Below are 15,044 nucleotides of genomic sequence, written 5' to 3'. Positions count from 1 at the left end.
ACACATCCAATTAAGTTAAAATTAAATACAGAACTGCTGAGACTCCTGCCCCTGTAAATGTTGCCGCGAAATTGACTCCGCTGTTTGAAAGCACTCCCCTTTTCTGAAGTGTAGCCCCAAGGAGGCTGTCCACATTTGTCCCGAAAAATCCTCCTGCCGTTGTAATGAGGACTGTTAGTATAAAATTGTCCGATACTCCTAATAAATATGCAAGGATTCCTATTACTGCAGAACCGAAGATTGCAGCGAGTTCGCCAAGCAACGAGACAGCCCCGTCGACTCCAGGTTCCGAAAGTTTAAGAGTTGTTATCATTCTTGGCCTTCCTTTTGCCGTTGTTCCTATTTCACTTGCCAGAGTATCTCCAGTAGCTGTTGCAACCGTGCCCATATAAGCATAGACGATCGGAAGGCCGTACTCCGGGAAAACTCCATATGCTACTGCAAGGGCAAGGGCTGCCGTACTGTTTGAGAATACATTTTCGTAACTCCTGATACCGTCTTTAGCCTGTGCAATCCCTATGGATTCTTTGTACGTGTACTTGTATCTTGTAAACCCACCTCCTAGGATAAAAAACGTGAGCAAAAGCAGGAACCAAGAAAGTCCGCTGAAAACGATTATTAGGACTCCCAGAAGAGCGGCACTCAGGAGGGCAGAGACATCTGCAATCTTCGCCCTGTAAGCCAGCACACCCAAGAGAAACGAAAATAAAAGTGCTACGAGCATTTTTTCAGGGGGTACCCAATATCTAAACTCCTCAAAAATCCACATCGTCATGCCTGCGCCTAGCGGCACGGAAATATTCTTATCTATTTTGGAGGGGATTGACTCGAATAGAGAACCTGTAACTGCCCCGATCACAGCTATGAAGAAGATAAGATTATATGAGACCGGAAGATCCTGCCAGTAGACAATCCAGCTTGCAGCAAAGAATGCGGCAGCAATCCGAAGTGCCAGGAAAGCCGAACTCCAGAATATTGAAAAACTCCTCTTTTTGATTCTGCTCCGCCTCAAATTATAATCAGGTGCGGTATCTGTTTCCGAAAAAGAGGTTTTATGGTTTCCTACTGCCGCAATCGCAAACGCGGCAAGTACTATGTAGAAAGGATAGGTGTAAGAAGAGCCTCCCGAGATCACGGAAACAAAGAGCATTAGAACTAGGGAAAAAGCAAGGCTGGTAACATCTCTGCTGTAGGAAATGAAGTTTCCTGAAAACCTGATTCCCAAGAAAAGAATGATAGATAGGAGAAAAAGAAGATTCACCCCTGCAAAGGGAGCTATAAGAATGAGCAAGAGATATAGGATATGCATTACAGGAATTCTCGAGTAGGAATCCCCCCTCTTTAAAGATCGGGCAGCTCTGTTCATTGTAAACATCTTTTGTTTTTACTCATTCTGGGAAACTACATAGAATAGGATTGTCTTTATAAAAAGATAGCTGTTCTTCTTTCAGAGACAATTTAAAAGATACATATCAAAATTTAAAAATATTTGTTTTAGCAATCGAAGCCGGGAAGAATTTAAACAAACCCTTTAAGTCCTTTAGAAATTATCCAATGAGTAAAAACTTTTGCCTCACGTTTATTTTTCAAAACTTTCTCAAAATATACTTAACAAAATCCGGATCCATAAATATAACCAGGAATAGATTAGTATAATAACCGGCAAACTGCGTGCTATAATTGGTGGTGAGGAGAAAGTATGGAAAACTACGACCTTATTATAATAGGTACAGGTTCTGCAATGAACTATATAAATCCTATTATTGACTCGAACCCGAAAATTAGAATTGCTGTCATCGACAAAGACGAACCAGGCGGGATCTGTCTTACCAGAGGGTGTATTCCTTCAAAAATCCTGCTATATCCTGCAGAACTTATAAGGGAACTGGAAACCGCATCTACTTTTGGAATTAAACTTGAAATAAAGAACATCGATTTCCTTGCGATTATGGAAAGGATGCGCAGAAAAATAGGAGAAGATATAGAGGCGATAAAGGAGAGTTTGGCCGACAACCCCTATCTTGACTACTATCATGAAAGTGCAGAGTTTATCGCGCCTTATACCCTGAAAGTCGACGAAAAAACCCTTCACTCCGAAATAATCTTCCTCTGTACCGGCTCAAAACCTGCGATTCCACCTGTAAAAGGCCTTGAAGAAGCAGGATACCTTACAAGCGACACTGTACTTAAACTCACAAAATGCCCAAAAAAGCTCGCTATCCTGGGAGGGGGTTATATTGCAGCCGAATACGGGCATTTTTTTTCAGCAATGGGAGCCGAGGTCACGGTTATCGGGAGAAATTCCCGGTTTCTTCCGCAGGAGGAACCCGAGATCTCCAGACTTGCTAGTATGAAAATGTCGGAATACATGCAGATCCTTACAAACCATGAAGCCATAGAAATTCAAAAAGAAGGCAACGGGCAGAAAACGGTTACCGCAAAGGAAAGAAATTCGGAACAGGAAGTGAAAATCACTGTAGACGAGATTCTCGTGGCAACAGGCCGAGTTCCGAATACCGATATTCTCCACCCCGAAAGAGCCGGGATCAAAACAAACATCCACGGCTGGATTCTGGTGAACGAGTATCTTGAGACCTCCCAGCCGAATATCTGGGCATTTGGGGACGCAAACGGAAAGTACCTGCTAAAGCACGTAGCAAACTACGAATCAGGGATAGTGTATCTCAATGCGATCCTGAAAGAAAAAGTAAAGGTGGACTATCATGCCATACCTCATGCCGTTTTTTCCCACCCTGAAATCGCCGGAGTAGGTATGAAAGAACGGAGAGCCATTGAAAAGTATGGGGAAGAGAGAATACTCATAGGCCTCAAGTTTTTTGAGGATACTGCGAAAGGATCAGCCATGGAGATCAGGGATTATTTCGTAAAGGTGATCCTTGATGCGGAGGAAGGAAAAATTCTGGGAGCTCATATAATAGGCCCACAAGCCTCAGTCCTGATCCACCAGATAATTCCTCTCATGTATACAGAATCAGGAAGTCCTGAGCCAATAATGCGGGGTATGGATATTCACCCGTCCCTGAGTGAAGTCGTAACCAGGGCCTTTTATTCGCGGCTGCCGCCTGAACACTATCATCATTTCCTAAAACATATCGGGCTTGAGGACTGAAAAATCTCTACCTGCTTGACGAATTAAAATCCCTGCTTGCTGATAACTGAAATCTCTATCTATTTGGGAACTCAAAATTTCTGCAACTTTTTATTCACACCTATTTTTTAATAAGGTCAAAAACCCACCTGCTGATGCCTGGGGCAACGCTTCCGGCTCTCCTGTAGAGTTCCACTCCAAGCCCCATTTTTTCATAATCCTTAATTAGTTCCGGTATCTGGGACTCGGCTTTGAAAGTGTAGAAGTGAATGTACCCTCCTTTCCTGACAAGTTTCGAGATTTCGCCAAGAAAGTGATCCATACCGTAAGGAGTTGGGACAATAGCTCTGTCAAAGCCATTTTCAGGAAACTGAAAACTTTCATTTTCATTTTCCTCAAGACTCAGGTATACGGGCAGATCAGAAAAAGCCTTATTTGCTGGCACTTCACCGGCTTTTGTAGAATTAAACATATGGGAAACTTTTTCAAAATCATCCTGGATAACGGCTATTTGACCTTCAAGCCTGTTAATCCGAATATTTTCCCGCAGACAAGCGCAGGCGTCGGGATTTATTTCAATAGCGTATACCTTTGCTCCTTTTCCTGCGGCAGGAAGCACAAAAGGGCCGACTCCGGCGAAAGGAATTATAATGTGTTCACCAGAGGTAATTTTTGAGGCTATCCGCCTTCTCTCAGAGTACAGACGGGGATTAAAAAAGACTTTTTTGACATCCAGCTTGTAGATATAGCCATTTTCCCTGTGAATGGTCTCAGTAGTTTCCCCAAGAAGAAGCTCAAAATCCGCAACCCTGTGCTCACCTTCAAGTTTGCTCACCTTATTAAGCACAGCTCGCGTGTTGCCTCGCATGGAAAACAGCTTCGAAGCAATAGCTTCTTTATAAGCTGAAAGTTCCGGAGGAATCGAGATTACGGCTACATTCCCTATGTAATCAAAACGTTTTGGAACTATCTGAAGCAGGGGCTCTTCAACTATTCCTTTCATCTCATCTCGCAAACTCACTCTCTTTCTAAAACTCATTCAGAATACCTCTGCATATCAGATTTTAAATATTAAATTTTAACATTAAGATAATAGTTCCAGATTTTAGTTCCGCTTTTAAGAAGAATTTCAATATATGCTTTTTGTTTGGGAAAGTGTAGAAAAGTATGGAAAAAGATAAAACCCGGAAGAAACCTTAAACGGTTATTTCCTATTTCAGGTAGGCTTATTTCCCCATGAAAATTATTATAGAGACCCCAAAGTATAGTTTCTGGAAATACAATAAGACAGAAAAAGGCTATGAAAGAGCTTTCTTTTCCCCCCTGCCCACAATTTTCAATTACGGCTTTGTAGAAGGAACTGAAAGCGCAGATGGTATGGAAGAAGATGTGGTGGTGCTGGGACCCCGCTTGCCTAGAGGAAGCACACTTGAAAGGGAAGCTTTTGACGGTATAGTCAAGTTCCTGGACGATTCGGTCAGGGACGATAAGAAAATAATATACATCAGCGGGCTTCGTTCTCCTGTCCTGCTTGCTTTCCTGCTTGCTTATTACTTCAGGCTTTACGCTCTTTTTAAAATCTTCCTGTATGCTTTTCGCGAGAGAAGAATTTCAACATGCAGGTTTGAAGGAATCGAATTCCGAAAATTGCGCTGAGATTTTTAGAGATCCACCTTTAATTTTCAACTCTTTCGTCTATCTTTAGGCTTACACCTTACTTTTAGACTCATGCATTTTACTTTTAAACTCATAATTTAAATCCACTTCAGGTCCATTTTCCCTGGCGAATCTTAACTGAATTAAGCTTCACTTTCTATAAGATATTTGAGCATACGCTTTAAAATAGTATTATATGTCAGAGTTAATGGAACTCAATAATTAATCCTGATTTACAAAGGAGAGTAAAGACAAATTCCCTGGATGCTAGGTCTAAAGAATTATATAAACAGTGTGTATAATAAATTAGAGAGTTCCTCGATCTTAATTTATCTCAGGAAAACTTAGAAAAGTACTAATAATTTAAAGAAGCTTAAAAAAAGGGTGCTTTAAATATGCCTTTTCATGTGATGCTTATCCCGACCCTTGGTTGTCCTGCTAACTGCAGCTATTGCTGGAGTTCCGAAGAAAAGTCCCCGATAATGAGCATTGAAACGATAAAAGAAGTGGTTGAATGGCTTAAAATATTCAGGGGAGATTCGGTTACTTTTACCTTCCACGGCGGAGAACCGCTTCTGGCAGGGGCGGAATTTTATAGGGAAGCACTGCCACTCCTGGTTGATGGTTTGAGCCCCAGGAGAATAGCTTTTGCGATACAGACAAACCTATGGAAAATGACTCCAGAGATAGCTGAAATTTTTGCAGAATATGGAGTTCCTATAGGCTCTAGCCTGGACGGTCCAAAAGAACTTAATGACCTTCAGAGGGGAAAAGGATACTACGACAAAACCATGAAAGGCTATGAAATTGCCAGGGAACATGGGCTTGATGTGAGGTTCATTACCACTTTCACATCTCATTCCGTAAAATATAAGGAAGATATTTTCAATTTTTACCTTGAAAAAGGTTTAACTCTCAAGCTGCACCCCTGCCTGCCTTCTTTAAAAGGTGACAACCCTGAGAAATGGACGCTTTCTCCCGAGGAATACGGGGAACTCTTAATCTATCTTCTTGATAAATATCTGGAAAACTTGGGCCAAATTGACGTTATGAACATTGATCACCTGTGCAAATGCGTATTTACAGGCAGGGGCACGGTCTGTACTTATGTTGACTGTATGGGAGATACCTTTGCTGTCGGCCCTGAAGGAAACATCTATCCTTGCTATCGCTTTATTGGAATGCCCGAATATGTGATGGGGAATGTTTATGATCGCCCGACCATGGCAGACCTTGCTCAATCCGAAGCCTGGAAGAAAATGCACCAGTATAAAGAATATGTGGATACTGCATGTGGCAAATGCGCCCATATCAAATACTGCAGAGGCGGATGCCCGTACAATGCAATAGTTCCCACAGGCGGGGAAATAAAAGGCGTTGACCCGCACTGTGCTGCCTATAAGATGATTTTTGATGAAATAAACAAGCGTGTCAACGAGGAAATGTTCGGGGGCTCAGGTATGGATGATATGTTCTCGCCCGGCAGTATGAGACCTTCAAAACCCGGAATAATGTCCCTCATGCTTAAGAAACTCTGAAACAAGCTTAGAAACAAGTTTGAAACAAAATTATAAACAAGCTTATGTACGAAACTTCTGAATTAATTATGCTTTCAAAATAAAGAAGAATTTTAGCGGTGTTATTAATGAAAAACAATTTGAAAATCATAGCAATGCTTCTTTTCATTGCTACTATTGTTTTTGCAGCCGGCTGTGCTGAAAAGACAACAAATCCAGAAAATGAAACTCCAAGTGTTTCAAACCAAACCGCTCCAACAGTAGTTACAACGTCTTCACCTGTTAAAACATCAAACGTTACTGAAACAGCTAACGATACTGTAATAGAAAGTGATTACATTGAAAATATAACAACATCTGAAACTACAACAAAGCTTCAAATCAGGAAATCAACTTATGTAGCTCCGCATCAACCCAGTTCGGAAGCAAATCAAATAACTTATACTTCATACAACAGTAAAAACAATACCCCGGTTGTTTCAAATAAGCAGGGTACTCTGAAGATTATATCGAGTGGAACAAACACGACTCAAGAAAATACAACTCAGGGAAACACGACTCAAATTGGCGATCCATCCCTCGAACAGAAAATCACTCAGAATCACACATCCACTAATAAATCTATAGGTATCTAAACTACAAGAAAGAACTAAAGCGTCTATCAGTAGCAGTGAAAATAACTGTTTACTGATATCATTTTCGATATGCTATTATGACTTTTCACATAGGTTCTTAATGTAAGGATAATGTGATTTTTCCATTTTTATCTTTTATCTTGAAATTATTCCTCTTTAGAATGTTTTATTATCCTGAAGCTAAGTTAACTTAAGGAATGTTTTTAAAAATGCCCTAAGTTTAGATTTTCAGATAATACCCCTAGCATTAAAGACAATCATTACTCAGGGATAAAAGATGAAAAGGAAAATTACATCAACAATAGAGATTGCCACTTTTTCGATTCCACTTTCATCTATGACAACGCCTAATAAAGTGCGTAGACAACATATTCTCATAAGAGCTCTGAGAATAACGGCATTTGCGATTTTAACACTGGTGAGTGTAGCAGGTGCAGCTCCGTTTGCATATGTAACGAGTATAGGAATCGACACCGGTACTGTTTTTGTGATTGACACAGCAACTGACAATCTTACAGCCGTAGTGCCTATAGAAGGCTGGGCTGGAGAAGCCGCAATCAGCCCTGCAGGAACAAAGGTATATGTGACGGATATATCAGGAATCAGCACCACTATCTCTATAATTGACACAGCGACAAATACGGTTGATGCAGTAGTAGACGTAGGAAGTTATCCTCGGAAAATTACAGTTAACCCGAAAGGATCAAGGGTTTATGTGACGAATCGTTACAGTAGAGTGGATGATAATAGCAACAATGTCTCTGTAGTTAACACAGTAATTGGCACATCCACAAACACTGTAATGGACCCAATTAATATGGGGCTGAGCACTTATGACATTGCATTCTCCCCTGATGGGAAAAAAATCTATGCTACGAACAGTCGCAATAACACTACTTCTGTAATTGACGCAACTACAAACAAAATTATAGCCGCTGTATCTGTAGGAGACTATCCGACTGATATTGCAGTTAGCCCTGATGGAAATAAGGTTTATGTGATTAATTCAGGCAGTAACAATGTTTCTGTAATTGACACAGCTACAAACAATGTTACAGGAAGTGTACCTGTAGGAAACGGTCCTGGTGATATTGCAGTCAGTCCTGATGGAACCAAAATATATGTGACAAACTCTGGTTCCTACGATGAACAGGGTAACACTGTTTCTGTAATTGATGCGGTTACAAACAAAGTTATAGCTACAGTGTATGTAGGAACAGCTCCTAAGGGAGTTGCAGTCACTCCAGATGGAAAAAAGGCATATGTAGCGATCTCTAACGGTTACTCCAGTGACTACAAAGATAATGTCTCTGTAATTGACACAGCCACAAACAAAGTTACAGCGACTGTGAATACAGGAAAATATACTATGAACTATCCTGTTGGAGTTGTCATTGGGCCTATTATAAAACCTAATGAACCTTTTATAAAATCTAACATAACTGATCAAAGCACAAAGGCAACCTCTAATGAAACTTATCCGAGTACAATGGTGACTTTAAATACAACTGAAAATATAAGCGTTGAAGAGACTAACTTGCCATCATATGAGGAAAAAATGTTATCGAGCTAAATAATTCAAACAATAACAGTAATAATGATATTAATAATTCCAAATCTGATAATGGTAGTAACTCAAGTGGAAATGAATCGAGCAAAAATAACTCTACCCCAGGCTTTGGATTATTAGGCGGTTTGGCCTGCCTGTATGGTGGATGGAAACTCAGGAAGAAGTAACTTAAGACTTGAATAATCGAAGGTGCTGGCAACTTGTACCTTAAGTCGTAGATCTTGTCTTTATTTGTTGAGATGAAAGAATTATAGATTCCTACGAATCAGAAATAAAGAACAGTTATATCTAAAGAATCTGCTTTGTTTTTAAGATAGTTTATATATATCCACTTCCAAAATTAAGCATATGGACGAGGGTAAAATCAAGAATACGATCACTAGAAGTTTTGAACTTCAGGACTACAGAATAGAAGGAACTGAACTTTCCGGGTTCTGGGCGGATTTAACGAGCAAAGAAGAATTGATAGTTGAGGTAAATTACAGCCCTGAAAATGAAAAGTTTTTCAGTCCCGCAGAAATCGAAAAACTTGTCCTGGAGATTTGCAGCAAATGTGGTAGCTTTGAGGCTCAACTTCCCGAAAATATAAAATGCGAGGTTACCTTCAAAAATTTAGGTGAAGTAGTTTACAAAACCGGTCAGCCTGATTTTGAACTGGAATCTAGGGAGCTTGAAGAACTTCAGGTTGCTTACCGCTTCTACGTTGAATATTATATATAATTGTTAAATATATAATATAATTAAATATAAAACATATGAATTTGAGTTTTTTCCAAATATGAGAGATTGAGTTTTTTCCAAGAAGGGATAAATCTACGACTAAAGATCTGAAAAAAGCCCTCCTGCAGAAATGCGAAAGTATGGATATACCCATGGTTGGGATCGCCGGTGTTGAGAGATGGAATAACCCTCCTTTTTTGCCGTGGATACCTGAAGAATTCTATCCTCAATCTATATATCCGGAAGCAAAATCAGTGATAGTTATCGGCTTGCCGGTTCCTCTACCGGTGTTGGAGACATCTCCCTCAATATATTACCGCGAACTATACAAGACTGTAAACACCTTATTAGACCAATACACATATCGACTTGCCAACTTCCTGACCGATAGAGGATATCCATCTATTTTCGTACCTAGAGACGGATATGGAAGCATTCAGGTACTCCTCGAAAATCCCATTGCCTTCTTTTCTCACAGGCATGCTGCTTTTCTCGCTGGACTAGGAACCTTTGGGGTAAATAATACGATCCTTACACCAGAGTACGGTCCCAGGATCCGTTTCGGCTCAATTCTGTCCACAGCTGAGCTTCCTCAAGATCCAATGTTGGAGACTGAACTTTGCACCCGCTGTATGCGTTGTGTAAAAATGTGCCCATCGAATGCTCTTGATAAGGAAGATTACCCCAGCGGACTGACAGATAAGAAAGCCTGTTCCTCTTATAGCGCTGAATTAAACAAGCGTCACATTTCGCCGTGTGGTATATGTATCAAGGTCTGTCCAATCGGAAATGATAGAGCGGTATATAAAAGAGACAATGCTGCGATATATGAAGATAAGGATCTTTTTGACAATTATCACAAAGCCTGGAAGCATGTAAGATCTTATGGCGGAAAATTATAAGCTGTGACAGAATGGATCTTCTTAATTATTACGAAGAACTTTCATTTGCTATGAATTTTAAATTAATTAAAAAATAAGTTATACATTATATGTTTGGATACTATATAATTAAGTGCTGGAGAAGTAGTAACTTGTCTTATGACCTAGAAAAAGATAATCCATATTGGAAACTATTTCATGAACTTGCTATTCAAATGGAGGAACTTGATACTAAGAAGTTGGATTATAATCGTTTCAAACTGTTATAAGGTACACTTTAAAGGGCTATCTGATTCTTAGGATAAAGTAGGTAAGGATCTGCTTTTAACTAAGTATGAGGCACTGTATGAATTAGATAAACGAAGAAGGCTTTGGCGCAAACATTTCTCATTGCTCGCAGTGGAGTATGCCGGGATAAGTTTATTTATATTGTCAAAATACGGTTTATGCTTCTTGGAAAGGCTTTTTAGCCTTCTTTCTATCATCATTCAGGACATCTAATCAGCTATTCTGTTTCTAATTCTTTTTTCTCACATATTCAATACTTAGTTTTTCACATAATATATATTAATAGTTATATATTTACTTGAAGAGACCTGCTTTATATTCTTCAGTAAAAACCTGGGCTCTTCCTCTTAGCTTGAATTTGGTGGGATACAGTTTATGACAATCAATATTAAGAGGTTGGATATAAGAAAAACAGCATTTTTTCTAAGTCTTGCTGGTTTGGTAGTATTAATCTCTGCAGGAATGTCTACAGGCATCTGCGAGAAAAAAGTTCAAGATGTTATTCCTGAAAACGGCACGACTATTTTGTTACAGGTGCCTGATGTGCGTCAGAGCACAAACTATTCGTGTGGAGTTGCATGCTTTCAAGCTGTGATGAGTTATTGGGGTGGCGAAGATCTGAGAGAGGACCAGTTAATTGAGTTCCTCAATACTACGTATGAGGGTGCTGACCCCGAAGACCTTGTGCAGGGAGCAGAGAAAAAAGGGTTCAGGGTCGAGATTAGAGAAAACTTAACACTGGATGATCTGAAAAAGTCCATTGAGGAAGGCGTTCCAGTAATAGTTGGAGCTCAGGCCTGGAAAGAGGAGAACCAATCCTGGGAAACAGATGACAGCGGTCACTATATGGTGGTCATAGGCGTTGATAATAAAAATGTATACCTGGAAGACCCTTCAATACTTGGCAGCAGAGGGTATATTCCACGTGATGAGTTCATAAAGCGCTGGCACGACCAGTCCGGATCTTCTACAAACGAAGAAATTAGAAAATACGTTCATATGGGAATCTTTATTCGTGGAGAAAGGCCTGAAGAAAATCCTGAATTCATGCATGTGAACTAATTAGGTGTCAGTGTGCGAGCATATCTGAAGCTAGAAGAAGTTAAAAGCCTAGAGAAAAGATGGAAACTTTTTTCCAGCTCATCAATCTCAATCAAGGCTAGATCTGTTTCTCAGCCTGGCATAAGAGGTCTGAAAGGGAAGAGTTAAAACAAAACTTGCTGGAAATCAAGAAGTTTGTAAACAAAGTTCAGGAAAACAAATTCCACCGTGTTCCTAAATACCGTTGATGATTCCACCAATCGGCTCGGTTTCGATAAGGCCAGACATCCTGCCTCACATACCCTGAACAAGGATAGAATTACTGGAAATTACTGTTCCTGCGCCTTCACAGGCTGTTACTGTTGTGTCAAGCAATCCTCTTTTCAGGCCCGTCATCATAATTTCGCTAGCGTCAAACCATACAAAATCCTTGAGTTCCAGCTTGCGTTTATCAGTGAACATCCCGAAATCGCTTATTCTAAACTCCATGTTCATCTTGACTTCTTCCGAATTTATCTTCTGAATTCCACGCAACTTGGCAAAGATAGAGCACCATTTAACTTCAGGCTCACCGACTTCAACGACTTTCCCATCCTTCACAATTACTCTTGTTTTTCCACTAATTCCATTATATGGGGCATGATTACACTTTTTTTAGCTTGACAAAATGCTTTTTTTAAGAAACATAAAAGTTAACGTTTTATGATTGCTTACGTGATAATTTATTGACTTTGGGCTTTTAATTCTACTTTTATCTATTTTCAAAGCATTTTGAATACTTCTTTGAATTTGGAATTTCTGATTATTTCATGTTATAAGCGAGACTTACTTATATGCAAGTAAGCGTTAGTATAATAACAGATAAATTTCGAAAATTTAAATAATTAGAAACTTAATGAGTAAAATTGAAGGTGATACGTTGACTGAATTTACTGTAAATTCTAATCTCTGTGGTTTTGTTCACAAGATACGTGGAAGCAAAAAAGGAAATAAAATTATTGTTGACATAGAAACCCCATGTGCAAAGGTAAAGAAAATTTCCCACATGGAAGTTCCCATGATGGAAATTATGGATATTAAAAACAATTATGTCATTGATAGGGCGCATGAAGCAGATTGTTCTGCAAATTGCCTTGTACCCTGTGCAGTACTCAATCTCTGCAGAATGGAGAGCGGTTTCCTTGCAAAATCTTTGGTAAAAAAAGCAGGTGGTCTCAGTATCGAATTCAACGAAGTCTAAAAATGTGTTTAATCATTAGTCTTACCCCTTAAACAACTTTTATTGAACTTATTATAGCCGACACTGAACTCGGCATTGAAAAAACAGCGCATCATAATGTGAAGTATATAGAAAAAAACTGTACATGCAATAAGAGATGATTTAATTATTTTTTACTACTTATCTCTTATTGTCTCTCTATCTTTGTTTCATTTACTTTATAATTTTTTATTATAGTTTATCGCCTAAAAATAAATTAGAGATATTCAGGGACAAGGATTTCTGTAACTCTGTAATTATCTATCCATCCAATTTCTTTTTGGAACCCGAATAGGCTCTCTCATCCGATAAATCGATGAACCATTTATTATATAGTAAGCACTATTCAACTAAATTATTTAACGGACACATATGTGGTTATGAAATGTATGAACCAGACTAATCAACAGATACTTCACTATGCAAGTATTTTTCTACAATCTAGGGGTTATAACGGATTTAGTTACAAGGATATTTCTCAGAAGCTGGGAATAAAAAATGCCGCAATTCATAATTACTATCCCAAAAAAGAAGATCTCGTTGCAGCTTTGCTCGAAGACAGCAGAAAGAAAATAACTGCAAATTTTGCTCAAGTAGTGGAGTCTGGAGGCACAGCCCGTGAGCAGCTTCAATCCTATTTTGATTACACATTGAAGGAGTTTGATGAAGGCAAATGTATCTGCCCTCCAGGCTCGATAATCCTCGATTTTGAGGAACTTCCAGAGAAGGTTCAAAAACAAGGTCTATTACTACTGGATGAAATATTAGTTTGGATTTCCACAGTTCTTAAAACCGGTCTGGAACAAGGGGAGTTTAACTTCTCTGGTTCTGTAGATGAACGGGCAGAATTAGTAGTCGGAATTTTAATAGGTACTAGGCAATTATCCAGTATAAAGGGGAGAAAAACGCTTGTCACATCGATTTATCTAATTAAATCCGATCTTGGTTGGAAAGATTGATTTTTCCCAAACTATCACTTACTTATATGTAAGTAATCATACAATCTAAAAGTCACCCTAAAGATAAAAATGAGCTTAAAGATAAAATGACCGATCTCGAAAAAACAATTACCTTAAAGAGAGGTATAGGACTTGCAATCTGCATGCTCATAGGCACAGGAATCCTTGCACTTCCCGGCCTGGCTCTCAGCGTGGGGAATGTCTATGAAGCAATCCTTGGATGGCTCCTTATAACCTTCGTTACCATCCCGAGAATTCAGATCTGCTCCAGGCTTGGCCTTAAATTTCCTTCGGCAGCCGGGCTTGCCGGCTACGCAGAAAAAGCAGTTGGTCACTGGGGCAGGTATTCGGTCTCATATCTTGTAAGCGGTTCTTATCTTTTTGGACTTCCTGCTATTGCTTTTATTGGCAGTGAATATATGCGGCAGTTTTTTAATCTTTCCGAATTGGGAGGAACCTTTTGTGCAATCCTTCTTTTAAGCCTGATGTTAATTTCAAACCTATTTGGGATAAGGGCTATCACTCTGATCAACTACTTAGCCCTGGCTGTACTTTTTTTGCTTATAGGACTGATTATTGTCTTTAACCTCGATTTTCTCGGTTCCGGGCTGAGTATTGCTGGAGAAGCTCTGAGTGGCCACGGAAACGTAGATCCAAAAATAGTGTGGAATGTTACGGCCTTGCTTTTCTGGGCTTTTCTGGGCTGGGAGAATCTTTCATTTTCCCTTGGAGAGATGAAAGACCCCGAAAAAAACGTTCCCCGCCTATACTGGTTAAGCTTTGTTCTGGTCGCTGCCATCTATGTTTTACTTGCCCTGATAAGCGTAGGAGCCAGTGCTACAGGAGTTTCCCTTAAGGGAGCTGCCGGTCTCTCCAGTCTGGTTCTTTTTACTCCAGGCGGAAGTTTTCTGATATGGATTATAATAGTAGTACTTGCAGCAAACGCATGTTCCTGGAACTTTACTGCTAGCCGTCTAATATATGCAGGTGGCAGGACAGGTGTTTTTCCTGAAGTGTTCGGAAAGCTCTCAAAAAGGAATATTCCACTATCCAGCCTTGTGACTCTATATGTCCTATCAGTTTCCCTGATTACAGGGTGCTATTTTTTCAAGGTTCCTATTACGTCTATGATGCTACTTGTAAACCAGAACTTTATTTTCCTTTGCGGCTTCATCATAATTGCTTACTGGAAAACAGAAATAGGCTGGCAGAAGTGGATCTTTTCGGTTCTTTCGCTTCTGTCTTTGAGCTTTCTGGCCTTAGGATTTACCTGGAAGGTCATATATCCGCTCTTTCTGATAGGGCTTGGCTACTTCAGGTTTACCGTAAAAAAGGAAGATATATTATCTTCGCAGGCAGTAGATTCAAAGTCCAGGCAGGAACCTGTACCCCTTGAAGACTCATAGGAAT

12 protein-coding genes and 2 pseudogenes are annotated in these 15,044 nt (G+C 39.6%); 11 read left to right on the top strand and 3 right to left on the bottom strand.

Going from position 1 to position 15,044, the window contains the following annotated elements; translation table 11 throughout:
- Positions 1-10 precede the first annotated feature (10 nt).
- A complete protein-coding gene (locus tag BP549_RS04940; RefSeq protein WP_292378634.1) occupies positions 11-1,366 on the bottom strand; it encodes a TIGR00297 family protein in 1,356 nt (451 codons plus the stop codon).
- A 333-nt stretch (positions 1,367-1,699) separates the two neighbouring features.
- Here BP549_RS04940 and BP549_RS04935 point away from each other — a divergent pair, with 333 nt between their 5' ends.
- Complete coding sequence (locus tag BP549_RS04935) at positions 1,700-3,130, top strand: dihydrolipoyl dehydrogenase (RefSeq protein ID WP_292378632.1); 1,431 nt, start codon at positions 1,700-1,702, stop codon at positions 3,128-3,130.
- A 100-nt stretch (positions 3,131-3,230) separates the two neighbouring features.
- On the opposite strand, the gene BP549_RS04930 is transcribed toward BP549_RS04935, so the two are convergent.
- Positions 3,231-4,148, bottom strand: coding sequence for a class I SAM-dependent methyltransferase (locus BP549_RS04930; protein WP_292378629.1), 918 nt, complete (start codon positions 4,146-4,148; stop codon positions 3,231-3,233).
- Positions 4,149-4,345: 197 nt separating this feature from the next.
- On the opposite strand from BP549_RS04930, the gene BP549_RS04925 reads away from it, so the two are divergent.
- The 7 genes and pseudogenes from BP549_RS04925 to BP549_RS04895 all read left to right on the top strand — a co-directional run bounded on the left by BP549_RS04925 (position 4,346) and on the right by BP549_RS04895 (position 11,438).
- Positions 4,346-4,765 (top strand): inorganic diphosphatase, encoded by a 420-nt coding sequence (locus BP549_RS04925; protein ID WP_292374536.1) that lies wholly within the window; start codon positions 4,346-4,348, stop codon positions 4,763-4,765.
- A gap of 395 nt (positions 4,766-5,160) precedes the next feature.
- Positions 5,161-6,303, top strand: coding sequence for a TIGR04083 family peptide-modifying radical SAM enzyme (locus BP549_RS04920; protein WP_292374537.1), 1,143 nt, complete (start codon positions 5,161-5,163; stop codon positions 6,301-6,303).
- Positions 6,304-6,410: 107 nt separating this feature from the next.
- Positions 6,411-6,917, top strand: coding sequence for a hypothetical protein (locus tag BP549_RS04915; protein ID WP_292374539.1), 507 nt, complete (start codon positions 6,411-6,413; stop codon positions 6,915-6,917).
- A gap of 337 nt (positions 6,918-7,254) precedes the next feature.
- Positions 7,255-8,654, top strand: a pseudogene (locus BP549_RS04910) (YncE family protein).
- 181 nt (positions 8,655-8,835) lie between these two features.
- Positions 8,836-9,207: a hypothetical protein gene (locus tag BP549_RS04905; protein ID WP_292378627.1), complete on the top strand. Its 372-nt coding sequence runs from the start codon at positions 8,836-8,838 to the stop codon at positions 9,205-9,207.
- A 140-nt stretch (positions 9,208-9,347) separates the two neighbouring features.
- Positions 9,348-10,109, top strand: coding sequence for an epoxyqueuosine reductase (locus BP549_RS04900; protein ID WP_292378624.1), 762 nt, complete (start codon positions 9,348-9,350; stop codon positions 10,107-10,109).
- 642 nt (positions 10,110-10,751) lie between these two features.
- On the top strand, positions 10,752-11,438 hold the full coding sequence (locus BP549_RS04895; RefSeq protein WP_292374544.1) for a C39 family peptidase: 687 nt from the start codon (positions 10,752-10,754) through the stop codon (positions 11,436-11,438).
- Positions 11,439-11,714: 276 nt separating this feature from the next.
- Here BP549_RS04895 and BP549_RS04890 read toward each other — a convergent pair.
- A pseudogene (locus BP549_RS04890) lies at positions 11,715-12,058 on the bottom strand (DUF2099 family protein); the annotation flags it as partial.
- Positions 12,059-12,336: 278 nt separating this feature from the next.
- On the opposite strand from BP549_RS04890, the gene BP549_RS04885 reads away from it, so the two are divergent.
- The 3 genes from BP549_RS04885 to BP549_RS04875 all read left to right on the top strand — a co-directional run bounded on the left by BP549_RS04885 (position 12,337) and on the right by BP549_RS04875 (position 15,040).
- Positions 12,337-12,657, top strand: coding sequence for a DUF6951 family protein (locus tag BP549_RS04885; RefSeq protein WP_292374700.1), 321 nt, complete (start codon positions 12,337-12,339; stop codon positions 12,655-12,657).
- Between the two features lie 407 nt (positions 12,658-13,064).
- Positions 13,065-13,634: a TetR/AcrR family transcriptional regulator gene (locus tag BP549_RS04880; RefSeq protein WP_292378622.1), complete on the top strand. Its 570-nt coding sequence runs from the start codon at positions 13,065-13,067 to the stop codon at positions 13,632-13,634.
- Between the two features lie 86 nt (positions 13,635-13,720).
- Positions 13,721-15,040, top strand: a complete 1,320-nt coding sequence (locus tag BP549_RS04875) for an APC family permease (protein ID WP_292378621.1) — start codon at positions 13,721-13,723, stop codon at positions 15,038-15,040.
- The last annotated feature ends 4 nt before the right edge of the window (positions 15,041-15,044 follow it).

Source organism: Methanosarcina sp. UBA289 (genome assembly GCA_002496565.1).
Taxonomy (GTDB): Archaea; Halobacteriota; Methanosarcinia; order Methanosarcinales; family Methanosarcinaceae; genus Methanosarcina.
This window is presented reverse-complemented; position numbering and strand designations above follow the sequence as displayed.